21 protein-coding genes and 2 tRNA genes are annotated in these 25195 nt (G+C 60.6%); 7 read left to right on the forward strand and 16 right to left on the reverse strand.

The genetic code is table 11. The features are described from left to right. The 6 genes from AC56K1_RS04440 to AC56K1_RS04465 all read right to left on the reverse strand — a co-directional run. A partial coding sequence (locus AC56K1_RS04440; RefSeq protein ID WP_497157167.1) for a transposase occupies positions 1-170 on the reverse strand: 170 nt, incomplete at its 3' end. 82 nt (positions 171-252) lie between these two features. Next, positions 253-1467 (reverse strand): DesA family fatty acid desaturase, encoded by a 1215-nt coding sequence (locus tag AC56K1_RS04445; RefSeq protein ID WP_497156643.1) that lies wholly within the window; start codon positions 1465-1467, stop codon positions 253-255. Between the two features lie 106 nt (positions 1468-1573). After that, complete coding sequence (locus tag AC56K1_RS04450) at positions 1574-2881, reverse strand: mechanosensitive ion channel family protein (RefSeq protein ID WP_497156644.1); 1308 nt, start codon at positions 2879-2881, stop codon at positions 1574-1576. 10 nt (positions 2882-2891) lie between these two features. Next, on the reverse strand, positions 2892-4232 hold the full coding sequence (locus AC56K1_RS04455; RefSeq protein ID WP_497156645.1) for an RsmB/NOP family class I SAM-dependent RNA methyltransferase: 1341 nt from the start codon (positions 4230-4232) through the stop codon (positions 2892-2894). A gap of 12 nt (positions 4233-4244) precedes the next feature. After that, positions 4245-4877, reverse strand: a complete 633-nt coding sequence (gene purN / locus AC56K1_RS04460) for a phosphoribosylglycinamide formyltransferase (protein ID WP_497156646.1) — start codon at positions 4875-4877, stop codon at positions 4245-4247. A gap of 60 nt (positions 4878-4937) precedes the next feature. Then, the gene (locus AC56K1_RS04465; protein WP_497133259.1) at positions 4938-5345 is read right to left on the reverse strand and encodes a barstar family protein; all 408 of its coding nucleotides are present in this window, start codon (positions 5343-5345) and stop codon (positions 4938-4940) included. A gap of 389 nt (positions 5346-5734) precedes the next feature. Here AC56K1_RS04465 and AC56K1_RS04470 point away from each other — a divergent pair, with 389 nt between their 5' ends. From AC56K1_RS04470 to AC56K1_RS04485, 4 genes are all read left to right on the forward strand, one after another. Then, entirely contained in the window at positions 5735-6244 is a 510-nt protein-coding gene (locus AC56K1_RS04470) for a glycine zipper 2TM domain-containing protein (RefSeq protein ID WP_497156647.1), read from the forward strand. A 107-nt stretch (positions 6245-6351) separates the two neighbouring features. Further along, entirely contained in the window at positions 6352-7134 is a 783-nt protein-coding gene (locus AC56K1_RS04475) for a spermine/spermidine synthase domain-containing protein (RefSeq protein WP_497156648.1), read from the forward strand. A 23-nt stretch (positions 7135-7157) separates the two neighbouring features. Continuing rightward, positions 7158-8972 carry a type IV pilus assembly ATPase TfpB gene (tfpB, locus tag AC56K1_RS04480; protein ID WP_497156649.1) on the forward strand — a complete coding sequence of 605 codons (1815 nt, stop codon included), beginning with the start codon at positions 7158-7160 and terminating at the stop codon, positions 8970-8972. A 57-nt stretch (positions 8973-9029) separates the two neighbouring features. Then, positions 9030-9105: transfer RNA gene (locus AC56K1_RS04485), tRNA-Lys, on the forward strand. A gap of 158 nt (positions 9106-9263) precedes the next feature. Here the strand turns inward: AC56K1_RS04485 and AC56K1_RS04490 are convergent. From AC56K1_RS04490 to AC56K1_RS04505, 4 genes are read right to left on the reverse strand one after another with little or no spacing between them, the layout of a single operon-like run. Beyond that, positions 9264-11261: a T6SS phospholipase effector Tle1-like catalytic domain-containing protein gene (locus tag AC56K1_RS04490; RefSeq protein WP_497156650.1), complete on the reverse strand. Its 1998-nt coding sequence runs from the start codon at positions 11259-11261 to the stop codon at positions 9264-9266. Beyond that, the gene (locus tag AC56K1_RS04495) at positions 11242-11829 is read right to left on the reverse strand and encodes a DUF3304 domain-containing protein (protein WP_497156651.1); all 588 of its coding nucleotides are present in this window, start codon (positions 11827-11829) and stop codon (positions 11242-11244) included. The genes AC56K1_RS04490 and AC56K1_RS04495 overlap by 20 nt, the downstream gene beginning before the upstream one ends. A gap of 6 nt (positions 11830-11835) precedes the next feature. Further along, complete coding sequence (locus AC56K1_RS04500; RefSeq protein ID WP_497156652.1) at positions 11836-12705, reverse strand: DUF4123 domain-containing protein; 870 nt, start codon at positions 12703-12705, stop codon at positions 11836-11838. Further along, positions 12702-15560, reverse strand: a complete 2859-nt coding sequence (locus AC56K1_RS04505) for a type VI secretion system Vgr family protein (protein WP_497156653.1) — start codon at positions 15558-15560, stop codon at positions 12702-12704. The genes AC56K1_RS04500 and AC56K1_RS04505 overlap by 4 nt, the downstream gene beginning before the upstream one ends. A gap of 197 nt (positions 15561-15757) precedes the next feature. Here AC56K1_RS04505 and AC56K1_RS04510 point away from each other — a divergent pair, with 197 nt between their 5' ends. The 3 genes from AC56K1_RS04510 (at position 15758) to AC56K1_RS04520 (ending at position 17152) form a co-directional block, all read left to right on the forward strand. Next, complete coding sequence (locus AC56K1_RS04510) at positions 15758-16273, forward strand: hypothetical protein (protein WP_497156654.1); 516 nt, start codon at positions 15758-15760, stop codon at positions 16271-16273. Between the two features lie 93 nt (positions 16274-16366). Next, a tRNA-Lys gene (locus AC56K1_RS04515) sits at positions 16367-16442 on the forward strand. 116 nt (positions 16443-16558) lie between these two features. After that, complete coding sequence (locus AC56K1_RS04520) at positions 16559-17152, forward strand: IMPACT family protein (RefSeq protein ID WP_497156655.1); 594 nt, start codon at positions 16559-16561, stop codon at positions 17150-17152. Positions 17153-17301: 149 nt separating this feature from the next. Here AC56K1_RS04520 and AC56K1_RS04525 read toward each other — a convergent pair whose 3' ends face one another. The 6 genes from AC56K1_RS04525 to AC56K1_RS04550 all read right to left on the reverse strand — a co-directional run bounded on the left by AC56K1_RS04525 (position 17302) and on the right by AC56K1_RS04550 (position 25178). After that, positions 17302-18117, reverse strand: coding sequence for an HDOD domain-containing protein (locus tag AC56K1_RS04525; protein ID WP_497156656.1), 816 nt, complete (start codon positions 18115-18117; stop codon positions 17302-17304). Positions 18118-18256: 139 nt separating this feature from the next. Next, positions 18257-19222 (reverse strand): BON domain-containing protein, encoded by a 966-nt coding sequence (locus tag AC56K1_RS04530; RefSeq protein WP_497156657.1) that lies wholly within the window; start codon positions 19220-19222, stop codon positions 18257-18259. Positions 19223-19355: 133 nt separating this feature from the next. Beyond that, a complete protein-coding gene (locus tag AC56K1_RS04535) occupies positions 19356-20054 on the reverse strand; it encodes a hypothetical protein (RefSeq protein ID WP_497156658.1) in 699 nt (232 codons plus the stop codon). A 137-nt stretch (positions 20055-20191) separates the two neighbouring features. Next, a complete protein-coding gene (locus AC56K1_RS04540) occupies positions 20192-21496 on the reverse strand; it encodes a methyl-accepting chemotaxis protein (protein WP_497156659.1) in 1305 nt (434 codons plus the stop codon). Positions 21497-21780: 284 nt separating this feature from the next. Further along, entirely contained in the window at positions 21781-23481 is a 1701-nt protein-coding gene (locus AC56K1_RS04545; protein WP_497156660.1) for a DUF8614 domain-containing protein, read from the reverse strand. A gap of 263 nt (positions 23482-23744) precedes the next feature. Next, on the reverse strand, positions 23745-25178 hold the full coding sequence (locus AC56K1_RS04550; protein ID WP_497156661.1) for an efflux transporter outer membrane subunit: 1434 nt from the start codon (positions 25176-25178) through the stop codon (positions 23745-23747). Positions 25179-25195: the final 17 nt, after the last annotated feature.

The following is a 25195-nucleotide window of genomic DNA, read 5'->3' on the forward strand; positions in this document are numbered from 1 at the left end:
CTGAACTTCTTTGCTAGACCGTCCGTTCCGTGTGCTCGATGCAGACCTACCCACTTCCTCACCGTTGAGTACGGTAGATTATGCTCATGGGCGATCTGTTTGTAACCCGCAGTGCCGGAAAGGTACTGCTGGACGATGGCGAGCTTAAATTGCTCACTGTACTTCGACATGAAAAAACCCCAAAAGTTGGTGTCCAACTTTTGGGGTTCAGTTCACGAAGGAGCTTTTTTGGTATGCAGCCTGACGCCGAACTTATGCGTAGCTGCGCAGGCGCAGCGAGAACTCCTGCAGCGACTTGATCCCCGAGGCTTCGGCGCGTGCGCACCAGTCCTGCAGTTGCTGCAGCAACTGGTCGCGGGTCGCGTGCGAACGCTCCCAGATCGCGCCCAGTTCCACTCGCATCTGGTGCATGGTTTCCAGTGCCTTGCTGTGCTGGAACAGCTCGACCAGCTGCTGCTTCTGCGACGATTCCAGCTTCGTCGGCTCGCGCTGCATCAGCTTGCGCGAGCTCTTCAGGAAGCGGGTTTCCAGCTCGGCCTTGTGCTTCAGGTGCTCGAATTCCTCGCGGAAGGCATGGCGCACCGACAGGGCATATTTCGCCATCACGTCGTAACGATTCGCGATCACCGACTGCAGGGTGTCGAGGTCGGCCACCAGCTTGTCCTTGGCGAACTCCGGCTTCGGCGCAACCTTCTTCACCTTGGCCAGGCGCAGCGTTTCCAGGATGCGGATATAGCCCCAGCCCAGGTCGAACTCGTACCACTTGCTCGACAGCTTGGCCGACGTGGCAAAGGTGTGGTGGTTATTGTGCAGCTCTTCGCCACCGATCAGGATGCCGAACGGGATGATGTTGGTCGCCGCATCGCTGCAATCGTAGTTGCGGTAGCCCCAATAGTGGCCGATGCCGTTGATGATGCCAGCGGCGGTAATCGGGATCCACATCATCTGCACGGCCCAGACCGAAATGCCAACGATGCCGAACAGCGCGACGTTAATGAACAGCATCAGCACGACGCCCATGGCGCTGTGCTTGGTATACAGGTTGCGTTCGATCCAGTCGTCCGGCGTACCGTGGCCATACTTGTCCATGGTTTCCTTGACCTTGCTCTCGGCGCGGTACAGCTCGGCACCTTCGAACAGCACCTTGCGGATGCCGCGCGTCTGCGGGCTGTGCGGGTCTTCTTCGGTATCGCACTTGGCGTGGTGCTTGCGGTGGATCGACGCCCACTCCTTGGTGACCTGGCCGGTGGTCAGCCACAGCCAGAAGCGGAAGAAATGGCTCGGGATCGCGTGCAGTTCCAGCGCGCGGTGCGCCTGGTGACGATGCAGGTAGATCGTCACAGCGGCGATCGTGATGTGCGTCAGCCCCAGCGTGGCAAAGAACACTTGCCATCCGGTGAAATCAAGCAGACCGGTAGACAGGAACTGCAGCACGGCTTGCACGGGTTCGCTACTAAAGAAATTCATTGAGTCTCCAAAAGTATAGCCTGAGCTACCTTGACGCGGCAGCCTACAACTGTGCATTTTACGCGGTTCTAATGACGCACGGCACGCGTGCGTGCCTTAATTCACGTTAAACCGGGCTTCGCGCCACAACCGATGTGATATGCGCATCGAGTAAGCGGGTATCTATGGACGGATGACCAAGTTTTATCGTGCCTGCTTGCACAAGTGCATAGATTTTCCGGTTGACGTCGGAAATCGGACCGCCCTGCCCGTTTTCCGGATCGCCCAGCCAGAAGCCGATTTCCAGCTCGTAGCCGTCGGCCCCGAAGGCATTGAGCAGGACGTCCGGCGCCGGCTCTTCGAGCACCCGGGCGACGCCTTGCGGCTGTAGTTGCAACAGCGGCATGACGCTGGATAGATCGCTGTCATAGGATACGGTCAGCCTGGTGACCGCGCGCACGTTGCGGTTGAAGGCCGACTGGTTCAGCACCACGCCGGTGATCAGCATCTCGTTCGGCAACAGGGTCTGGGTGCCGTCCGCACCGCGCAGTACGGTGTAGCGCGTATTGATGCGCGCCACCTTGCCGGAGTATTTATCGATGGTAATCGGGTCGCCGATGGTCAGGCTACGTTCCAGCAGGATGATGAAACCGGACACGTAATTGCTGGCGATACGCTGCATGCCCAAGCCCAAGCCGACGCCGAGGGCGCCGCCGAACACCGACAGCACGGTCAGGTCGAGCCCGGCAAGAGACAGGCTGAACAGCACCGCCACAAGAATCAGCACGGCGCGGCTCATGCGCGCCAGTACGACTTTCAGCGAGCTGTGCATGCGGTCGACCCGCATCAGGCGCTCTTCCAGCGCGGCGCCCGCCCACAGGGCCAGCATCATCAGCACTACGATCGATACAGTGCCTTCGACCAGGTCCGACAGCTTGAGTTCATATTTGCCAATTGGCAAATATTTTCTCTCGAAGAAGCGGATCACATCCGGCAGCACGCCCGTGATATGCAGCGCCACGCCGAACCAGACGATCAGTGCGAAGATTTTTTCGAAGGTTTGCAGCGCCTCACCCAGCTGCCCGTGCCGTGCGAACACGCGCCGCAGCAGGTAGAAGAAAGTGCGGATGACCGCCAGCGACGAGGCCAGCGGCACTGCGATGTCGAGCAGGTGCACGCTCTGGTAACCCGCCATCGCTGCGCGCGTGACCATCAGGAAGCCAAGCATCAGGAGCGGAGACAGCACGCGGTTAAAGCTGCCCATCCCCAGGCCGATCAGGCCCGTGTGCTGGTGATTCTGCAACCACGAGCGGTGGATCAGCCGCGCCAGGCCCCAGCCGGCCGCCACGCACAGGATAATGGCAAGCGCCTGCCACAGGATGGCAGGCTTGGGGATGTCGCCGAGCAGGTCGGCCAGCAATTGCTGGAGCGGCATGCCCGCGGCCTCAGGCGTTGGTATTGCCGGATGCCTCGTCGGCAGCCTCGCCTGCGTCGGCCTCGGCCGCCGCTTCCACCGGCGCCGCCTTGGCCTTGGCCTTGCGTTCCAGCACGGCGGCGAAGAAGCCGTCGGTCTGGTGCTTGTGCGGCAGCATCTTGAGATAATCGCCCATCTCGAGCGGGATCTTCTGCTCGGCCAGCACCTTGCTCATCGGGACCAGTTCGAAGTCCGGATGGCTGCCCAGGAATTGCTCGACGATGAAGTCGTTTTCTTCGTCCAGCAGACTGCAGGTCGCATACACAAGGCGGCCGCCGCCCTTGAGCAGGCGCGCCGCGCCGTCCAGGATCGCGGCCTGCTTTTCCTGCATCTCGCCGATGGCTTCAGGGCGCTGGCGCCACTTCACGTCCGGATTGCGGCGCAGGGTGCCCATGCCGCTGCACGGTGCGTCGACCAGCACGCGGTCGATCTTGCCCGCCAGGCGCTTGATCTTGGCGTCGCGCTCGTGCGCGATCAGCACCGGATGCACGTTCGACAGCCCGCTGCGCGCCATGCGCGGTTTCAGCTTGGCCAGGCGCTTCTCGGACACGTCGAAGGCGTACAGGCGGCCGGTATTGCGCATGGTCGCGCCCAGTGCCAGCGTCTTGCCGCCGGCGCCCGCGCAGAAGTCCACCACCATTTCGCCGCGCCGCGCGCCGACGATCTGGGACAGCACCTGGCTGCCCTCGTCCTGCACTTCGATGGCGCCGTCCTTGAACAGCGGCAGGTTCTGCAGCGCAGGCTTTTTCAGCACGCGCAGGCCCAGCGGAGCGTAAGGCATCGGTTCGGCGGCGATTGGCGCCTTGGCCAGTTCGGCCATGACCTCGTCGCGGTTCGCCTTGATCGAATTCACGCGCAGGTCGAGCGGCGCCGGGATGTTGAGCGCGGCGGCCAGTTCTAGCGTTTCCTTCTCGCCATATTGGGCGACAAACTTGTCGTACAGCCAGGTCGGCAGGTTGGCCTGCATCTGTGGCGGCAACAAGGTGCGGTCGACTTCCTTGATGCGGGTGAGGAAATGCGTCTCGTCTTCGCTCAAGCCGCCAAGGGCGTCAATGCCCGCGGTTTCAGCCAGGCCCAGCAGGGCCAGCTTGCGCATCGACGGGGTGTTGCCGGCGCCGGCGAAATCGGTAAAGAAGGATTTATTACGCAGCACCGCATAGACGGCTTCGGCAATGACGCCGCGCTCGCGGCCACCGAAACGCGGGTGGTCCTTGAAGTAACGCGACAGGGTGACGTCGGCCGGCGACATAAAGCGCAGGACCTCGCGCAATACTTCTTCCGTATTGCCGAGGATTGCTGGTGGCAATCTCATGAATTTCCTTGGTTAAATGCTTGTGGTTTCGGCGGGCGCGTCGTCGAGAATGCGCACTTCGCCGTTAATCATACGGAGCCTGTCTGCGACGAACAGGCGCACTGCATGGGGATACAATTTGTGTTCCTCGACGAGCACGCGGGCGGACAGCGTGTCTTCGGTGTCACCCGGCAGCACCGGCACGCGTGCCTGCGCCACCACCGGGCCATGATCGAGCTCGGCCGTGACAAAATGGACGGTCGCGCCATGCTCGGTTTCACCGGCATCGAGTGCCTGCTGGTGCGTGCCCAGCCCCGGGAACAGCGGCAGCAGCGACGGATGGATGTTCAGCATGCGCCCTTCGTAATGCGCCACGAAAGGCGCAGTCAGGATGCGCATGAAGCCGGCGAGCACCACGAGGTCGGGAGCGAAGCGATCGATCGTTTCCTGCAGCGCCGCATCGAACTCGGCGCGGCTGGCGAAATCTTTATTAGCCACGACAGCCGTCGGGATACCGCGGGACTGGGCAAATTCCAGGCCTTTTGCTTCCGGTTTATTGCTGATTACTGCTGCAATACGGGCCGGCCACCCTTCGTCTTCCGCTGCGCGCACGACCGCTTCCATGTTGCTGCCGCGGCCGGAAATGAGGATTACAATATTTTTCATACCCCGCATTGTACCGTAAGGCACGGGGGCGACCGCGGCAAGCAGGGGATGGTCCGATTCTTACGCAGGGATAGCGAAAGAGTAGAATACTCTGAAGGGAACCTTCTTTTCGGCCCAGAACTCGGCCGCATCGCGGAAGACGTCGAGCAGGTTTTCGCGCGCTTCCTTGTCGAATTTCTGGGCGCTCGGCAGTTGCTCCAGCACCACAAGGAAGCCCGGCTGGGGACCGGCTTCGGCGACCGTCTCGGTCAGGCACTTGCGCAATGCATCGAAATTCTTGCTGCAGGGTTTGGGGAAATAAAAGTTTTCGCCGATGCGTGAGCAGACCTGTTGCTTGGTCAAGGTATTGGCGCAATGCGCATACAGGAAGTGCTGACCCAGGCGCGCAGCCTCCTGCTGCAGCTCGACGACGCGGAAGGCGCGGATCGATTGCACAAGATTGGGCGGCACTCTCATCAACAAACTCATTTTTTCCTCAAGTTGACCAGGTCGGTAGCATGATCGCCAGGCGCCACGCCGCGACGGTTGGCATGCGTCGCTGTTCTCTCTACTTTCGTTTCCAAACGCCAATAAAAGTCCCTGATTTGTGTAAGGGTAACGTTTTGTGGTATTGGAAGCAACCCAAATGTGATTTCAGGAATCGACTTTGTAAGAATTGGTTGGCGCCGATACCGCCCTGTACGCCCTGCTCCGGCAGCCCTGCCACTCTGGCGGCGGGTTCGGTAGGCTTGCGCCGCTGTTACATTTTGTTGCCACGGGGATCGGATGCTTCCTTCCAGCGGGATTACCATATGAAGTATGAAAGTCCGGCCGCTTTCCATCCGCCGGGCTAGACCACTCCCACTACGAGGTAAAACATGAACATCCAAGCCAAACTGATGATTGCCGCCACGGGCCTTGCCGCGCTGCCGCTGGCCCAGGCCGCCGATTTCGAAGACTTCGGCCGCGTGGTGCGTGTGCAGCCGCGCGTAGAACAGATCCGCATGCCGCGCCAGGAATGCCGCACCGATTACGTCCAGGTGCCGGTCCAGCAGGAACGCGGCGCCGGCGGCGGGATCGTCGGCGGTATCGTCGGCGGCCTGCTGGGTAACCAGGTCGGCAGCGGCAGCGGCCGCGTGGCTGCCACCGCGGCAGGCGCCATTGCCGGCGCGATGGTCGGCGACCGCGCGGAAAACAACAACCGGCCGCAAGGCGTGCAGGAACAGGCCGTGCGCCAGTGCCGCAACGTGGAAGCCTACGAGTCGCGCACCAACGGCTACGAAGTGACCTATGAATACCGCGGCCAGACCTATACCTCGGTGATGAGCCGCGACCCGGGCAACCGCGTGCGCCTGCTCGTCTCGGTCCAGCCGCTCGACGCGTATTGATCGGTAGCCGGCGCCCGTGCCGGCCTTGAATGCCTCCCCCGGGGTTTCCGTGCTTGCGCTGCGGGAACCCCTCCCCCGATAATAGGGCGATTCAACCAGGTCGCCCTATGCTCATCAAACGCAAATCCATCGAACAGGCCGAATCCTCGCGCCGCACGACGCGCAAGCCCAAGTTCGCTCCCGTCACCTTGTCCGAACAGGACGGCGTCCGCTACCTGCATTTCGGCACCGAATGGGTGCAAGGCGCCATGCGCCTGCGCAAACCCGACTGGCCTGAGCTCGAGTACGCGCAGCAGATGATGGCCTGGATGCTGTTCATCGAATCGCCGCGCGCAATCGCGCAGTTGGGACTGGGTGCTGGTACCTTGACCAAATTCTGCTACCGCCAGTTCCCGCAAGCGTCCGTGACTGCCGTCGAGCTCAATGAATCGGTGATCGGCATCTGCGCATCGATGTTCAAGCTGCCGGAGAACGACGAGCGGCTGTCGGTCTTGATGGCCGACGCCATGGACTTCGTGCACGATCCAGCCAACCATGGCGCCTTCGACGTCCTGCAATGCGACCTGTACGACGCCACCGCGCGCGGACCCGTGCTCGATACGCCCGAGTTCTACCAGGCCTGCAACGATTGCCTGGCTGAAGGCGGCATCATGACGGTCAACCTGTTCGGCGACCATCCGAGTTTTGCCAAGAACATCAAGGCCATGAAGTTCGCGTTCGACCACGTGATCTGCCTGCCGGAAGTCCATGACGGCAATGTCGTGGCACTGTGCTTCCGCGACCGCCCTCCCCTTGGCCAGGATGCCCTGGCTGCCCGGGCCGCGCAGATCATGGCCGCCACCAAGCTGCCGGCCAAGTCCTGGGTCAAGGGCATCTTCGCCGCCGACTGAACGTTTTCCACCGGGAGCCGACCGTGAATACGCATGCCGCCCCACCGACCGCCAAGGCGCCGCGCCTGCGGGCGCTCGACCTGCAGTCCATCTTCTCGTGGCTGCTGGCGGACGGCATCGTCACCAAGGAAGACGTCAAGGCACAGTTCGCCCAGGCACAGGGCATCCTGAAGAATGCCGTCGGCTCCATGCATCCGCTCACCGCCGCAGCCCAGTGCAAGCTGGTGTCGGCCCAGCCGCCGCACCGCCTCCTGACGCTCGACGCGCTTACTGAATGGTGCGCGACCAAGGTCGGCCTGCCCTTTATTCGCATTGACCCGCTGAAAATCGACTTCACCAAGGTGGCGGATGTGATGTCGGCCAGCTATGCGGCGCGCTTCAATATCCTTCCGGTGGAAATGAGCGGCTCCACCCTGGTCGTGGCAACGGCCGACCCAGCGAATATCGAATGGGAAGCGGAAATCGCCAAGGTCTCGCGCCGCAAGATCGAACTGGTGCTGGCCAACCCCCTCGATATTTCCCAGTACATTTCGCAGTTCTTCAGCCTGGCCAAGACGATCCGCGATGCCAACCGCCACACCGGGCAAGACCTGGCGATGCGGAACAACTTCGAGCAGCTGGTCGAACTAGGTAAATCGAACAAGCAGTTCGATGCCAACGACCAGCACATCGTCAATATCGTCGACTGGCTGTGGAGTTATGCGTTCGAGCAGCGCGCATCGGATATCCACCTGGAGCCGAAGCGCGAGTTTGCAGTCATCCGCTTCCGCATCGACGGCGTGCTGCACCAGGTCTACCAGGTGCCGGCCGTGGTCATGATTGCGATGACGGCGCGGATCAAGCTGCTGGGCCGCATGGATGTCATCGAAAAGCGCCGGCCGCAGGATGGACGCATCAAGACACGCACCGCCGGCGGCCAGGAAGTCGAATTGCGTCTTTCGACGCTGCCGACGGCATTTGGCGAAAAGCTGGTGATGCGGATTTTCGATCCGGAAGTCGTGGTCAAGACCTTGCCGGAGTTGGGATTTCTGCCTGAGGATGCGCAGCGCTGGGATGCGCTGACCAGCCGTCCACATGGGATCATTCTTGTCACCGGGCCGACCGGGTCAGGCAAGACCACCACGCTGTACACGACGCTCAAGGCGCTGGCGACGAGCGAGGTGAACGTCTGCACAGTCGAAGATCCAATCGAGATGGTTGAAGCCGCGTTTAACCAGATGCAGGTACAGCCGGGGATCGACCTGTCGTTTGCCGACGGCGTGCGCGCGCTGATGCGGCAGGATCCGGACATCATCATGGTGGGCGAGATTCGCGATTTGCAGACGGCCGAGATGGCGATCCAGGCGGCGCTAACCGGGCACCTGGTGTTTTCGACGCTGCATACGAACGACGCGCCGGCTGCGGTGGTGCGTCTGCTCGAACTGGGCGTGCCGGATTATCTGCTGGAAGCGACCTTGATTGGCGTGATGGCGCAGCGGCTTGTGCGCACCCTCTGCCCTGACTGCAAGACGCCTGGGGGCGAGATCAGTGATGAAGTGTGGCAGGGCATTGGCGGGATGTGGAATATTCCGAAGCCTGCTAGCGTGTATCGGCCGATCGGGTGCCCGGAGTGCCGCCAGACCGGGTATCGCGGCCGGGTCGGTATCTATGAACTCTTGAGCGTCAGCGAAGGGTTCGCGCGCATCGTGCGTGAATCGGGAGATATCCAGAAGCTGCGCCAGCAGAGTGTGGCGGATGGGATGAAGCCGTTGCGGATCGCGGGAGCGATGAAGGTGGTCGAGGGCGTGACGACGGTGGATGAAGTGCTGAAGGTGACGGCGGCGCTGGCGTCGGCTTGAGTTGTACAACCGGCACTGGCGCAAACCGGAACGCCCGGCTATAATGCTGCCTCTTTCGGGTCGTTAGCTCAGCTGGTAGAGCAGCGGACTTTTAATCCGTTGGTCGCAGGTTCGAATCCCGCACGGCCTACCACGAATTCAGCATTAGCCAAAAAGGCGTTACGAGTGATCGTAGCGCCTTTTTTGTTTGGCAAGGCCAAGGGAGATGTGCTCTTGCTTAGCGCAAATACCCTATATCGCCTTCATCTATTCTGAACACAATTAGCTATCAGTTAACAGAAAATTCATTGATTAAGCCATTCTAATATCACGATCAGTCCGTAGCGTGTCATTGTTCTCCAAACTCGCATATTTATACTTTTCGTCCCCTCCCAAATAAACGACACGCGGATCGGATGGAAGTGTTGCATCTTTGGCAAATCCTGCTAAAGAATCGTGAACATAATTATCGAAGAAGCTAATGATTTTTTCATCTTTTAAGCCATTGTTTTTCTCAAATTCATTTTCATAAGCCTCGAGCAACAATTTATAATGTGGCCGAAGGTTACTACGTTTGGCGCCACTGGAAGGTGTTCCGATAGCAGTTCGTATGGATAAAACGTCTTCCAATAGCTGACGATCATATAAATTTACCATCGCCTGATAATTCTTCATATTTGGAACGGAGTCCCTCCTGGCTTTAGCCCTGAGGCGTTCGCCATGAGAAATCTGATACCTTTCACGTGCCTTATCTACACTGACATTACTTACCGAAAAATTTTTCTGTGCGATGTTAGTTCCTGGATCCTCAGATTGCATTTCTTGCGCCACCCCCAATCCATTCAAGGTTAGCTTAGCTAAGCTTTCCTTTTTCTCAAAGCTATTCACTTCCTTAGCAAGTATAGCTTCATGCTTCCTAAACCTGCTATCTTGCAATCGGATGATTTCTGCTTCCACGTCACTACCGTTCGATTTTATTCTTATGGACCTGAAACGCCAAGCATAATACAAAGCCATATGCTTATTAAGTCCATCACCTAAATTTGCAATGGAGCCTACAGCTTTTAAGTAGTAATTGTAAGTGGCACACAGTGCTGCATCCGTCTTAAAATCAGAGTTATTATCCGCTGTCCACTCAACTAACATTGGTACTCCACTTCGTACTGCACAATCATACATGTCACGCAGCGGAATTAGATTCAGGGTTTCTACGGATAAGAGACTCTTCCCTCCCTCTCCGGGCGCATATCCTCCGCCAACGTCTGAATGTGCACCAGGATATACTGTCTCATAGAAATGTCCAGGTTTCGATATCCGATCCTGGGCTATCGTGCTTACACTATCTAATGGAAACGAGTTTCTGATTTCATGCGCAGCAATGAAATGCCGCACTTCCTCTACCGTATCATGAATCGCCAATCTGCCACCCCAATCGTTGTGACCATCTGCCGGGCCGGGCGAGGGGTCGGCACCAGGAGTCGCGCCGGCGACAAATGCCAATCGTTTAGGACGCGACAGGTGATAATCTTTCAGGCGGTTTTTAATTATTCCTGCTACATCGTCACTGTATGATTCAAATACTCCGGTGATATTAGAGCTCATCGGAAGACCCACTGAGGCCACAGTGTCGAACAGACCCAGAAAACGAAATCGAACAGGGCATGTTCCTGTCTTGAGAACCCATGCCCGGCCGCGAAGTTCACAACGCTCCTTCATTATCATATTGATGAATGCCCGTGAAAGAGCAGCGCCACGACTAAAGCCAAATACAGCAATATTAATTTCCTGAATCGCATTCGCATGCGCCTTCGCCTGTGCTAACGGTAGCTCCAAAAATTGATCAAATTGTTTAATGGCAAAATTTAAACGCTCTTCACCCATTGATCCGAAACCAAGCCCTAACCTGCTGCCGCCGTCATCACCGATTTCCGGGAAATATGTTCCAACCCCCTGAATGTATACAGAAAGTATTCCTTCTATTTGACTTTTTGGCTTGTGAGCGCGGTATAACCTAGCAATGTTACTGTGCTTTGACAGTTCAATATCAAACTCGCGGTTATTACCGGTGCCATCAAAAAAGAAAGATAGCCAAAGATTCTGCTTACATGTCGTGCCCGAACTTTTCTGCTTGTTCGCAGACCTTAATGCGGGCAAACAATTGCTGAGCAAAGACGGCGTTTGAATATATCCTGGCTGATTCGCGGCAAATTGCGCGGCCTGATCAACACCTGACCTTAGCCCGGATTCTGTTGTCCGCAAAGAAGGGGATTTCGTATCACCGACTTTTGTACTACCTTGAAATCTCGCCATTTTTGCATCTCGGAAAGTGGGATTTATCAGGACGATTTCCTGCCAAAACCAATTTTGGATCCGACCCATGCTCCGTTAAGTAGACACGCACCTGACTATCTGGGTAAAAGTGCGTTTCAAGGAGATTGAGTTTTCTACCAACGACGGGCTGCACGTTTACGACAGCCTCCTTGTAATAAAACCGTCTTGTTTCGACCGTGGCGCCGGTTCGTGGATTTTTCTCTAGAAATTTGCATCCATCGACCTGCCACCGAACTTTAACTTGAATTTGATTCAGGTACTTTTTTGATATTTTAATGCAGCAGGTAACTCCACTTCCACCACTTGTAGGCGAACTTAAGTTAATGTGTCCACCACTTGCGCTATCGACGCTATATTCGGAAATATGGCGATCGGTATAGTTAAAGCCAACGAGACCCAATAAAACTGTTCCGTTGCTCGTTTCCTTCGTGAGAGCGTCGTCGGTCGGTTGAGCTTTGCTTGTGACAGGCGACGCCACCAGTGCAAATGGAATCAGAATCTTTCCTAATACAGAACGGGCATAACTAGTATTTAAGAAGATTTTCATGTTTCCTCACATCGCGTTTAAATCAGACGCAGAGAAGATTTCAGAAAAATCAAAATCATCGTTCAAGAGTTTATTCAGGAAGGCAGCCCATAACGAGCTTTCAGTGAAATCTTCGCCCTCCAATAATAGGACCGTCGTGTAGAGCGAAAGTTTTAACGTGGAATTAATCCCAAATTTTCTTGCATTTTCGATTTTCTTACTTACTACCGAATATTTATCAGGCAAGGAAAGTTTGCTCATTAAACTTGGAATATTGGATCGCAATAAATTTAGTACTTGGTCAACTTCAGATGCCTCAAGTAGAATGTTCTGTTGTTGCTGGCTGAGAATCAAGGGCCCTGAAAAATCATCCTTCGACTTAAAGATTGAATTAACTTCTACCACTTTTCCCAGCCTATTTACATATCGCCATTTTTCCACAGGGCTAAAGAAAATTTCCGCTTGCTCAGCAGATAAAACTGTATAAAGGCTCTCTACTACTCTAGGATCGAAAAAGCGAAGTATCGCCTCAATGTTTTCCGAAAGTCTGACCTCAAGGCGCTTCGCCAGTCGCTCTTTGATAACTTCAATTCGCAACGGCGACGTCAATATGCTGATAGTCGAAGAATAAGTGCCATTCCTCGCCAACCATTCAAAGAACGATCGCGACATATGTAAACTACCGTTTTCGGTAGCCTTAATGAGAATTGGCGCAGCAGCTAAAGCGCCTGTTTCGCCGGTGCAGGCGAATAGATTCGTCCACGCTACGGAACTTTTCGACAGTTTCCTGCGCAGACCTGGTAAGCCACCGTGGTCAATTAGAAAATACAAATTCGATTCTGGATTGTCTGCGATTGATTCCTCTGCGATCGTGCGAAAATCGAGGCAGGTAATCATGCTGACGTCATCACGAAAGGAGATCCCGCATTGCGCGCTTTAATCAAACATTCAACGCATATGCTGGTAGGCAAAGCGGGAAGCGGATATGAAAGCTCTGCGGGTTTAAGAAAGCTCTTTTTGCCAGCATGCATTTTTATTTTCCCAGGACACTGCAACGTTATATTCCCGCCATCAATCGTAATTTTTGCACCTCCCGCCGTAGTGAGACTGACCGTCTTAGCAGCTGCGAAGTCGACGCGAGCGCTGACACTGACAACATTCAACTCGCTTTTCGCTGTTACATTTAACTCATCAGCCTGCGATTGGACGTCCATCGCATCTCTGACCGTGATAATTTGCAACCCAATCCCGGTTTCACCCGGCTTCACTGCACCGCCCAGCACGCCAATAACTTGGTGTGATTGAAGCCGCATGTGCGCGCCAGCTACCAACTGTGCATCCTGACCACTAATCAGAGCAGTGGCTTCGCCATTGGCCAACTGCACATTCTGCCCGGCTTTCGCAGCAAATCCTGCCATTGCGGAGATCGCGATAACAGGGTCAGTCATGCTCGGAACCTTGTTCTCGCCCGACTGCGTATTCTTCGCACGAGCATCGGCCAAGGCGGCGTCGAGATTTTTGGTAATGCTCATTCCCGACAAGCCCGTCGACATTGCCTTGAGCGGCGCTGCCTGGGTGTCCAGCACGCTTTCATTGGCTTTTGCTCCCCCTAAGTGAGCCGCCAGACCCACGGCTTGATGGGTCTTGGCAGCCGAGCTAAACGCGTCTACCAGGGCCACCGCGTGCTTCAACAAGGCCACCCCAGCAGCGTTATCACCGAAGGGGTCGCGCGCCGCAGCGCTATGTTTGATCTTGTAACTCGACACCAGCAACCCCGCCCCCGCCCGCACCGCCCCATACGCATCCGTCCGAAGTTCCGCACCAAGCCCCCGCACGCTCCCGCGATAATTATCGGCAGCGTGAATCAAGTGCCCCAGGTTCAGCTCGCTCCCCGCATACGTACTCCTCAGCTGCACCCTTCCCTGCCCATCCGTATCATCAAACAACAATTGCGAATACCCATATCCCCCGCCAAACTCCTTGCTGCGGATCCCCCACAGCGCCGCCGCATTTCGATGCCCCGCACTATCGGCCGACGCGCCATGCCACACTGGACTATTCCCGCCCGCGATATTTCCCTGCCCCGAGGTCGCGTGATCATGCGCGCGCTTGAAACAGGACAAGTTTGCCTCGCTGTCACGCCGCCCACCCGGAGTAGGCAAGACACCGCCCTCCCCCTGCCCGTTGTAGAGCGCGCCGACCACCATCGGCCGGTCGATATCCCCCTCCAGGAATTGCACCAGGACTTCCTGGCCAATCCGCGGCAGGAATTGATGCCCCGTTCCCCCGCCGGCAGAGCGCTGCGCGACGCGCACCCAGCAAGTCGCGTCCCCGCTATCCTGCCAATGAAACCGGATCCGAATCCGCCCGAGCCGGTCGCAATACAGCTCGTCCGCACCGCTGGGCTGATCGCTACCGTCCGCGCCAACGACAACCGCGCTCTGCGCGCCGAAGGCAGTTGGTTTCGACGCCATGTGTCCGACGCTGCCTGCCAGGGACGGCCGCCAGATCAGCGAAGAAACAACAGCCTCGAAACAATTCGCATAGCCCATCTCGCGGGCCTGGGCAATCGCCAGTGCAAGCTCGGACGACACTTCCACGCGCGCAATATCCTCCAGCAAGTCCCGAATCGGCCCAAACAGCTCCGCCAGCGCGTGCTGCGCAGCGGGCGGCATGTTGTTCACGCCGATGCTCGTCACGCGCAGTACCGTAAACGCCGCCGACTCACCCAACTGCTGCAGCGGCGCGCCGATGACCTCTACCCGCGTCCCGGCCCGCAAAGTGCGCACCGTCGAGCGGCCCTGCCATAGCTGTCCGCGTGCTTCCTGCCCCTGCATCTGCAGGTCTGCGTGGCGCTGCGCCTGCTGCCAATCGGCATAGGCGCACTGGCCGGGCACGTCGCAGGATTCGAGTTTCGGCAGCTTGCTTCCGCCGGGGTAGTGGGACGGAGAACTGGCGCCGACCACCTGCCTGGCCTTGTAGTCGTAACTGATCACCGTCGTCAGCGATGCATGCAGGCGCCGTTGCGCCGAGAGTGCCTGGATGGTGTCGGACTCTTCCATCGCCCGCGCGCCATGGAAGCGGATGCCCCCATTCGCTGCGCTACTGGCGTCTTCCGGTACGGCGCCGCGATGGCTGCTGTCGGCGAACAGCACCAGACCCGGGCCCTCTTCGGTTTGCTCGACGCGCCAGCACAGGCCTTCTTCCGCCAGCAACCTTTGTACGAAGGTAAGGTCGGATTCCCGGTACTGGCAGCAATAGCTGCGCGGTGCCGCGTCCGACATGAAGGATCCCGTTTCGTCGCTCCAGCGCCAGCGTGCGGATGGCAGGTAAGCGTCGAACACGGCGTCGACGATCTCGATCACGCTCTTGTCTTGCCACACCCGGCTATTGCGTACCTGCTCCAACTGCCATAGCCATGACGCAATGCGCACCCGGTAGCGGGCGAGCCCGCCATCGCTGCCGAGCATGGCGGCTTCGCGTATTTCCCCGGCAAAGCGCTCGCGCCTGCCGTCGGCCAGGCTTACCTCCAGCGCTGCCTGTTGGCCGAGCAGAGCCTCGATGTCAAAGCAGGCGTCGGTGGAGAGCACAATCACGTCGCGCGTTCCCACCTCCTGCAACGCGTCCTCGGCGAAGAAAGCTTCGACCAGCAGACCGGAGTCATCCTCACCAATCCTGAGCTCGTACAGCCGGCTTGCGCTGCGGAACTCTGCCAACGCAGCGAAGATCTGATCCGTCAGCGCAATGCCCATGACCGTGACAACTCCATATCGGAAGAAGGCTTGCCGCACCGGGAGGCAGCCGAAGGCACCACGATATAAGCAGTCTTAATTGCAATTCTTGCGCAGTGTCATTCACTTGCTGCTTCACGGCGGCTGCATGGCCTGGCGAACGCGGTAGCCAGCGGGATAACGTTACAATATTGCAATTCAATCTACCGGTGCAGGACGTGAAATATATCCAGAACATTTTCCTTGTCGGCTATATGCTGATCGTCGGCCTGTTCTTCGTCTGCGGCCTGGGCCTGATCGTCCTGGCTGGGGTGGAAACCTGGGATGCGCTCAATCCCCGTTCGGAAGTCAAGGTCCGCGACCGCTTTGAACTTATTCTCGAATGCATTGGCCTGCTGACGATTGCGGTTGCCTCGCTCGAGCTGGGTCAGACGGTCCTCGAAGAAGAAGTGCAGCGCTCGGTCAATATCAGCTCGCCTACCCGCGTGCGCCGTTTCCTGTCGCGCTTCCTGATCGTGGTCGTGGTGTCGCTGTCGATCGAATGCCTGATCGGGGTGTTCCAGTTCATGCACAGCAAGCCGGAATTCCTGCTGCATTCGGCCTCGGTTGGCCTTGCCGCCGCGGCAATCCTGGCAACCTGGGGCCTGTTCATCCGCCATAACGTGGAAGCGGAAAAACTTGAACCGCACTCGATGCGCGAGGTCCAGGCCGAGGACAAGGAAGTTGCGACCTGAGCGAAAAGCCAAGGCAAATCACGCGAATTTTCACAACAATGAAACGAAGCACTTGGATATTCGCGCAAACGCCGCTATAATCTTGGCTTCCTTGGGTCGTTAGCTCAGCTGGTAGAGCAGCGGACTTTTAATCCGTTGGTCGCAGGTTCGAATCCCGCACGGCCTACCAAGATTCAGCAATGAAGGCGTCATGAGCAATCGTGACGCCTTTTTTGTTTTTGTCCTGCGAATCACTGCCTGGCCGTGACCTTGCCATATCCGCGGCACGCCCTTGATAATCGCTTCATGCCCCACGCCATCGCTGCCCCCGTCCACTTCGAGCTCGTCATCAAGAAGAGCCGCTTCATCGCCTGCGTCCAGCCGATGCCCGACCGGGCCGGTGCGCAGCAGGTGGTCGCCGGCCTGCGCGCCCGGCATCCCGGTGCGGCGCATGTGTGCTGGGCGCTGCTGGCCGGCGGCCAGTCGGCGGCGGTCGATGATGGCGAGCCCAGCGGCACGGCGGGCCGCCCGATGCTGGACGTGCTGCGCCACCAGGACCTGGAAGGCGTACTGGCCACGGTGGTGCGCTATTTCGGCGGCGTCAAGCTCGGCGCGGGCGGGCTGGTGCGCGCTTATACGGACAGCGTGGCGCAGGCTTTGCTGCAGGCGCAGAAGGTGCCGATCATCCAGCTGCAGCCCTTGCGCTGCACGGCGCCCTATGCGTTCGAGGGCATGGTGCGCCGGGAGCTCGAGGCGGCCGGCGCCATTCTTGACGCGGTAGCGCACGGCGACGAGGTGATGTTCGATTTCAGCCTCCCGGTCCAGGATGCGGGCGCGCTGCGCCTGCGGCTCGACAATGCCGGCCACGGCCGCATCGGCTGGCCGCGCCTGAAGGCCTAGTTCATCCCCAGCCCATACCTGGCATCACGACAGGAAAGCAGACCGGGCAGCACCAGCCGCTATCACCGGCGCTAATGCGCTGGCCCTTGGCATGCTGGTGCAGGGCCGCGTGGGCGCGCGCGCCCTCGCTTGAGGCTGATCGAAGAAGCTCAGACCAGGGTCGCGTCGCCCAGCGCCTGGGCCGTCTCCGCGGCCTCGTCGAGCAGCGCACGCACGGTGGCGGGGTCGAGCGGCCCCGCATCCTGCCCTTCCTCGACCGCGCCCAGGGGCGAGCCTACCGTCACATAGCGGTTCGCCAGCAGCAGCGTATCGAGCAGCGTATGCGGCTCAGGACTCAGGACGCCGTCGCGCAGCGCGGCAATGGCCGCGGCAACGTCGGCCGGGATCGCCAGCTTGCGGATGACTTCGGCGCTGACCACGTCTTCGCACAGCGCCCCCCAGTTCTCGGGATCGTCCTCTAACAGGCCGGGAAACTCGTCGGCGCGCGACAGCAGATAAAAGCCGCCGACTTCATGCACGATGCCGGCGAACAGCGCAGTATCGGGATCGACATTGGTGACGCGGCGCGCCAGCACCTGGGCCAGCGCCGCCACGTGGGCGCTATGGCCCCACAGCTGTTCTGCCTTGGCGCGCAGCTGCGGGTCGGCGATGCGGTGGCCGAACTGGCGCACCATCAGGGCGGCCACCAGCCCGCGCAGGCGACGGTAGCCGATGCGCAGCACGGCGGCGCGCACATTGGTCACCTGCACGCCGCCGGCGCCGAAGGCGGCGGTATTTGCCATGGCCACGGTACGGGCCGCTAGTTGTGGTTCGGACAGCACGAGCCGGATCGCCTCTTCCACATGGCAATCGGAATCTTCCAGGGCGAGCTGCAGGCGCAGCACGGCATTCACGCTGGTGGGAAAGGTGATTTCCCCACGCGCGGCCTGGGCGGCAATGTATCCGAAAGCTTCGAGTTTGTTCACGAGGGCATTATACCTCCGGTATCAGACGGGCCCGGCGGTTCGTGGTGGTGCCGCGTCAACGAAAAGCCCGGACGCGAAGGTCCGGGCTGCGGTAATGCGGGTATCGGCGAGCGGGCCGGCAGGCAGCCCGCCTGCGCGATTACTTGACCTTGATCGAGTTCTTGACGCGGGTCACGCCTTCAACGCTCTTGGCGACTTGCTCCGCGCGCTCGATTTCAGCTTTCGACTCGGCAAAGCCGCTCAGCATGACGACGCCTTTTTCGGTCTCGACCTTGATGGCCAGTGCGCTGGTGTTCGGCGCCTTGACCAGGCCGGCCTTGACCTTGGTGGTGATCATGGCATCGGACACGTTCGCTACACCGCGTTCGCCTGCGCGCTCGGTCTTGGCGGCGGCAGTGGCTGCTGCCGCTTCGGTACGGTCGCCGGCGTCAGCGGCTGCCATGCGGGTTTTATCGCCGGCGTCGGTAGCTGCCATGCGGGTCTTGTCGCCGGCGCGCTCGGCCGAGGTAGCAACTTTGCGGCTGTCGTTTTCAACGACGCAGGCGGTCTTGTTGCCCTGCTTTTCGCATTTATCGACAGCGGCGGCCTTCACTGGGTCCCTGGTGTCGGTGCCGGCGATCAGGCCGCCATCGGTGTCGGCCTTGGCGTTGGCTGCGGCAGCGCCAGCGGTGGCACCGGCGGCGCTACGGCCCATGGCGGTATCGCGGCCACCTTTGGTGTTGGCCAGGGCTGCGGTACGCGCCGACTTGGCGGTGCTCATGCAGCTGTCTTTCGCGTCGCCTTTCATGGTGTCGCATTTTTCTTCGGCCAGTTCATACTCGGCCTCGGCCAGCTTGCGGCGGGCCGCGTCGCGGTTGTCCGTGGTGTTGGCATGCTTGGTGACGGCAGCGAGTTCGGCGCGGGCGCGCATCACGTCGGCCCGCTCTTCGCAGACGTCCTCATCCTTGAGCGCGTCGCACTTCTGTTTGGCTGCCTTGTGGTTGGCTTCCACTTTTTGCATCGCCTTGCGGTAAGCCGCATTGTCGGAAGTCTGGGCGAAGGCAGGAGCTGCGGCGATGGTGGCGCCGGCGGCGGTTGCCAGCAGGGCGGCGAGGAGCTTGTTCATGATGTGTCCCTTTATGTTCGGTTTGTTGTGACAGCACTCATTAAACGCCCCCCACCCGGCACCATCTGTGCGACAACGTACACTTGTCGATAAAACATCACTTTCTGTTGCGCCTGCACTGGCGCGCCGGCCATTATTCAGCCTCGAGCAAGCCTTCGCGCCAGAGGCCGTCGGCATCGTCGAAGGGCGCGGCGGCGGCGCCGAAACGGGCGCCGTTTTCAGCCAGTCGCACCCACGCACGGGTGTCGTGGCCGCTGCGCGGCACCGACACCCGGTCGCGCACGCCGGCCAGCCAGCGGTAGACCCGTGCATAGTCGCCGGGGTTGTTGCGCCGGGTCCAGGCCAGGGCGACCAGGTCGGCATAGCCTTCTTCGCGCCGGGTTTCGCGCATCGCCTTCGCGGCCTGCAGCAGCGACCGGTCGGACGCCGTTTCCTCCCCCACTTCCTCGAAGCCTGCCGGCAATGCATGCCAGGCTCCTTGCGCATAGCGCCAGCAGTGCGCGATCTCGTGCGCCGCCATCGCTTCGATCAGGGCGCCCTGCCCGGCTTCCGGAATCCCGGCCAGCACGGTCTCGGCATCCGGGTTGTTACGCAGCGACAGGACGAGCTTGCAGCGCCCCTTGTCGAAGCCCATCGCCAGCGGCACGTCGCCGGCGCGCGGCCGGGGCTGGACCGTGATGTCGAGCGGCAGGTTCATTTGTTGGGAATAGGCCAGCACCGGGCCGGCGGCGCTGAGCCAGCGCTTTTCCAGCACGGTCAGCTCGGCGGCCTGGAGTGCTGGTGCAAGGATGGAGGCAGCCAGCAGGACGGCGAGCAGCAGGGGCTTGGACATGATGATTCTCCCAGGGACGATAAAATTCCTAACGGCAATTTTAGTCTCAGGTTAAGCCCTGCTCGCAGGTATATATTGCGCTGTGTCCAAAAGGATAAGGGCTGCCGGAGCAGCCCTTATCGTTCAAACATTGGTGCTCAAAACGTGGCGGGTTCCGGCCGCTCCGCCCTGTCACTGCGGAACCCGTTCACCGCCTGCGCCAGGCGCTCGGCCTCTGCCTCGAGCGAGGTCGCGGCGGCTGTGGCCTGCTGCACCAGCACCACGTTCTGCGAGATCGTGTCGTTCATCTGCCCGATGGCGCCATCGGCCTGGCCGACGTGCTCGCCAGGTCCGGCGCCGGGGCCGATTTCGCACATGAGCTCGCTTACGCGGCGGGACGAGGTGACGATGTCGTCCATCCTCGACCGGGCTTCGTCGACCAGCCGGGCACCTGCCTCGACGCGCTCGACCGAGCTGCGCATCAGTTCCCGGATGTCCCTTGCCGCAGCCGCCGAGCGCTGCGCAAGCTCGCGTACTTCCGTTGCCGCAATGGAGGAAACCCGGCCCTGACCGTGCGCGCGGGCTGCTGCGACCGCGGCGTTCAGGGCCAGGATGGTAGCCTGGAAAGCCAGGGCATCGGCCACGCCAATGATGTCGACGATCTTCCTTGACGAGGCATTGATCGCCGCCATCGCCTGGGCCACCTGCGCCGCCGGCGGGCCGTCCCCTGGCGCGCCTTCCGGCGCCGGTTCGCCCGCTAGATCGGCCCGGCGCGCCGCGCAGGCATCGCGGTCGAACAGGCGCTGCAGGCCGCGCGCGATATACCAGGCACTGAAGGCACCGGTCACGATCGCACACAGGAACAGCAGCAGCATCCAGCCGGAGAAACCGGATGCCAGACGGCGCGCATCGGCCGCATCCTCGTTATGCAGCTTTTCCTGCAGCTCGATGAAGCCGTTGATGCTGGCAAGCCAGTCGACGAAGGCCGGCGCTGCCTGCTGCGATAGCAGGGCCTGTGCTTCCGCCACCTGCCCGGCGGCGTGCAGCGCCACCACGCGGTCGATCAGCGGCCGGGTGCGTCGCTCCTGTTCCTTGATTGCCGCGAGTGCGTCTTTTTCGGCCGGCAGGACATCCGGCAGCTCATGGAACAGGGCATCCATCGGCGAGGCCGAGCGGGCGTAGTTATCGTCAAGCGTCTTGATCAAGCCCACCGGCGCGGCGGCGCGGGCCGCGTCGGCTGCAAGGACAACGTCGCGTAGCGCGATCGCCCGGTCGCGCACGCTCGCGCGCAGGTTGACTGCATAGCGCTGCTTGACGCTGGTAACGTCGTTGATGTGGTTGAGGGCGCGGTCGATCTCCGTGACGCGCCCGGCGGCCAGCATCGCCAGGACGATCATCAGGAGGAAAAAGGCGCCGTAGCCGAGAGCCAGGCGAGCGCCAATGGTCAGGGGCTTGTTTGTCATGTTCATACTCGAGGTCAACTACCAGGACCGGCGCACACAGGCGCCAATAATTTCCCAGAAGCAATATCTCGACTATATCATGACGAATGTACCAATTGTCCGGGCGACCAGATCTGGTGAGGTAAATCCGGCAGTACTGTTGCGTAGCGTCCAACAATACTGCCAGAAAGACCACAGGCTAGAGCGCCTGACAAAACCCCGAGGGCAAGGCGCGTTGTCGAAGACAGTACGCTAGTACGGCGAGACGATGCAACGCGGCCATCGGGGGAATTGTTAGACGCTCTTTATTTTGTCAGCGCTGTGGCGGTGATGAAGGCCGGGCGGATATCGTTCGGCACGGTCGGTTTCAGGCGGTCGAGCGCCTTCTGCACTTCCGGACGGATGACGACGTACTTGTCCATCATCGCCTTCGCACGCGCATAGTCCCCTAGGGCTTCGATGGTCAGGAACTCGCGGTTGAGGTCCATCACGGCCGCCTTGATCTTCTTGAAATCCACCGAGAAGGTGCCGTCGCCATTGGCCACGAAAGCGCCCTTGTCGAGCAGGTAATTCACCTGGATCGCCATGCCGCGCGCATGCGAGGACGTCAGGCCGAAGTGCAGGGTGCGGAAGCTCGAGGCCAGGAAGGTGTTGTAGAGCTTGCGCTTGCTTGCTGCACCCTGCCCCAGTCCGTCCTTGAGCAGGCCCTTGTCCATCATGTAGCCCAGCGCCCACAGGCCGCTGATGTCGGCCTTGGCTTCCTCGATGGTCGAATAGGTGTCCTTCAGGTCCTGGCGCGGGGTCGACTCCTTGCCGTCCTTTTGCGTGCGGTGCGGGCCCAGGCCGTGCATGATCTCGTGCGCCAGGATGTGGGTGAAGAAGGAATCGAAATCGAGGTCCTTCTGGTCGGCGGGGCGCAGCACCAGTTTCGAGATCGGCTGCAGGGTCGACTTGAATTTCGCTTCCTGCACGTTCTTGAGCATCACGCGCTTGGAGCCGCGCTCGCGGATCACGCGCTCGTCGTTCGGCAGGTTGTAGGCGGCGGTCTGCACACCCATGTTGCCGTCGCCGGCGCCATACACCTGGTTGACCACCACCATCGGGGCAATCGCGCCGACCTTCGGGTTGCGGTACTGCTTGTCGACCGGGAGGTTGTTTTCCAGCTCCTGCAGGTGCTTGCCGAAGAAGTTCAGCTTCTGCGTTTCCTTCTGGTCGCGGATGCTGACATAGGCCTCGAAAGCGGCTTTGTAGCCGAACAGTTCGTCGTTATAGGTCTCGTACGGGCCGATCGTGATGTCGACCGGCGAATCCAGGTCCATCCAGGCGAAATCCGAGGCCAGGTAGTCGTTGCTGAGGAAAGCGTCGGCCCGCAAGTTCAGGAATGTCTTGAGCGAGGCGTTGTCGGTGGAGGCGGCGGCGTCGCGCAGCAGCGTGGCCAGCTTCTCGAGGTCAGCGCGGTATTCGCTTGAATACTTCACGGTCTTGAACATGCCGTCGGGGCCGGTGCGGATCACGGTGAAGTACCACTGGGCGTCGGATTTCTGGGCGGCCGGGAGTGCGTTCATCCAGGTTTCCAGCGCGGTCTTGGAAGCGTTCTCCGGATAGAAGTTGGCGCCTGCCGGCTTCTTGGCCGGGATCTTGATGCCGGCGTACTCAAGCGGCATGAAGGACTGGTTGTCGTCGAGACCGGACCACGGGCCCTTGTTCAGCCAGAAGGCGTTCTGGCGTGCGCGGCCGAGTTCCGTGGTGTCCTTTTGCAGGGCGGCCCACAGGGCTTCGTTGCCGGACCAGCGCTGGCGCAATTGCAGGGTGTCGATGATCTTCGCGGCTTCGATCAGCTTGACGATCGCGGCGCGGTCGCCTTTCGACAGCGTCGAGGTGTCGGCACGCAGCTCGACAGGGGCGAAGCGCTTGGCCATGGCCTTGAGCTGCGCGACGTCGGCCGGTTCGGCCTGCGCGGCGCCAACGGCCGCGAACAGCATGAGAGGAGCGAGGATGTTCTTCATGGGTCTCTTTATTTTAGGAATGACAACGCAATATTGTAATCCTGGGGCGACCCGGTGCCGTTGAGATTTCGATATGTTTGAGCCCTCGAATCCCGTAGGGTGGCGCGGCTCCACCCGACTGCCGATTGTCAGGCGGTGTGTACGCCGCCCACGCGTTCAACCAGCGTATGAATAGCCGCGCGCGCGGCATCACCCAGGTTTGAACGCGTGGGCAAGGGACTTGCCCACGCTACGAGATCGCGGCTTGCCGATGCGCGGAGAAATCAACGCACGGTGGCGAGCGCCGGCCCCTGCTCCCACCCGCCACCCAGCGCGCGCGCCACGGCCACCGTCGCCAGCAGGCGCTGGGTGCGGATCTGCGCCGCCGCCCGGTCCGCCGCCAGCGAATTGCGCTGCGCATCGGTGACGTCGAGATAGGTCGACACGCCACGCTCGTAGCGCGCCTTGGCCACCAGCAGCGCGCGCGCCGCGGCCTGCTGTGATTGCGCCTGCACCTCGCCCTGCTGCTGGCGCTGCTGTACGTCGGACAGCGCGTCTTCCACTTCGCGCAGCGCGATCAAGAGGCGCGTTTCGTGGTTCGCCACCGCCTCGTCGTAGCGCGCTTTCGACAGCGCCAGGTTGGCACGATTGCGCCCGCCATCGAACACGGGCAGCGACAGGGCCAGCGGCCCGAACGAGAACTGGCGCGCGCCGCCGCTGGCCAGGTCGCGCAGGTGCTCCGACGCGAAGCCGAAGTTCGACGTGAGGGACAGCGACGGATAGAAGGCCCCTTCGGCCACGCCCACCTGCGCATTGGCGGCCCGCAGTTGCGCCACGCTGGCCGCGAGATCGGGACGCTGCTTCAGCAGGCTGGCCGGCAGGCCGACAGGAATCGCCGGGGGCAGCGGCAGCGCGGCGCCGTTACCGCCAGAGAGCAGCGGCGCGCTCGGCGAGGCGCCCACCAGGGTTGCCAGTGCATGCTCCACCGCGTTGCGCTGGCGCTGGGCTTCGTGCAGGTCGGCTTCGGCATTGGCCCGTTCGATGCGGGAGCGCGAGACATCCAGCTCGTTCGACAGCCCGGCCTTGAAACGCGCTTCCACCAGTTGCTGCGCTTCACGCCGCGCCGCCAGCGCATCGCGCAGGATCGCCATGTCGGCGTCCAGCCCGCGCAGCTGCCAGTAGGATGCCGCTACCTGGCCGGAGAGCAGCAGGATCACGCCATCGCGATCATCCTGCGCCGCCAGCGCCTGCGCATCGGCCGCTTCGACCACGCGCCGCACCCGGCCCCACAGGTCGAGCTCATACGAGAGCGAAGCGCCGGCGCTGAAGTGGTTGCCCTCGATCGAACGCCCGCCCAAGGCGATGCCCTGCGAGGTTTCCGACGAGGTGCGCGAGTTCGATACGCCGGCACCGAGCGCCACGTTCGGCGCCTGGCCTGCGCGCACCACGCCCAGCTGGGCCTGCGCTTGCAGCAGGCGCTGCGCGGCGGCCTTCACGCCCGGGTTGTCGCGCAGCGCGCGTTGTTCCAAATTGTCGAGGGTGGCGTCGCCGAACACGGTCCACCAGGCCGCCGGCAGGCGTACGGCGTCGTTGGACGCCGCGGCGTGGCGGAAGGCAGGAGCCGCGGCAGCCACCGGCTCCGTGAATTCCGGACCGACGGTTGCGCAGCCGGCCAGCGCCGCGGCCAGCGCGGTCACCAATGCAAATTGTTTGACCATATGTGTTCTCTCGTTTC

Source organism: Telluria sp. ZB4P37, assembly GCF_059685855.1.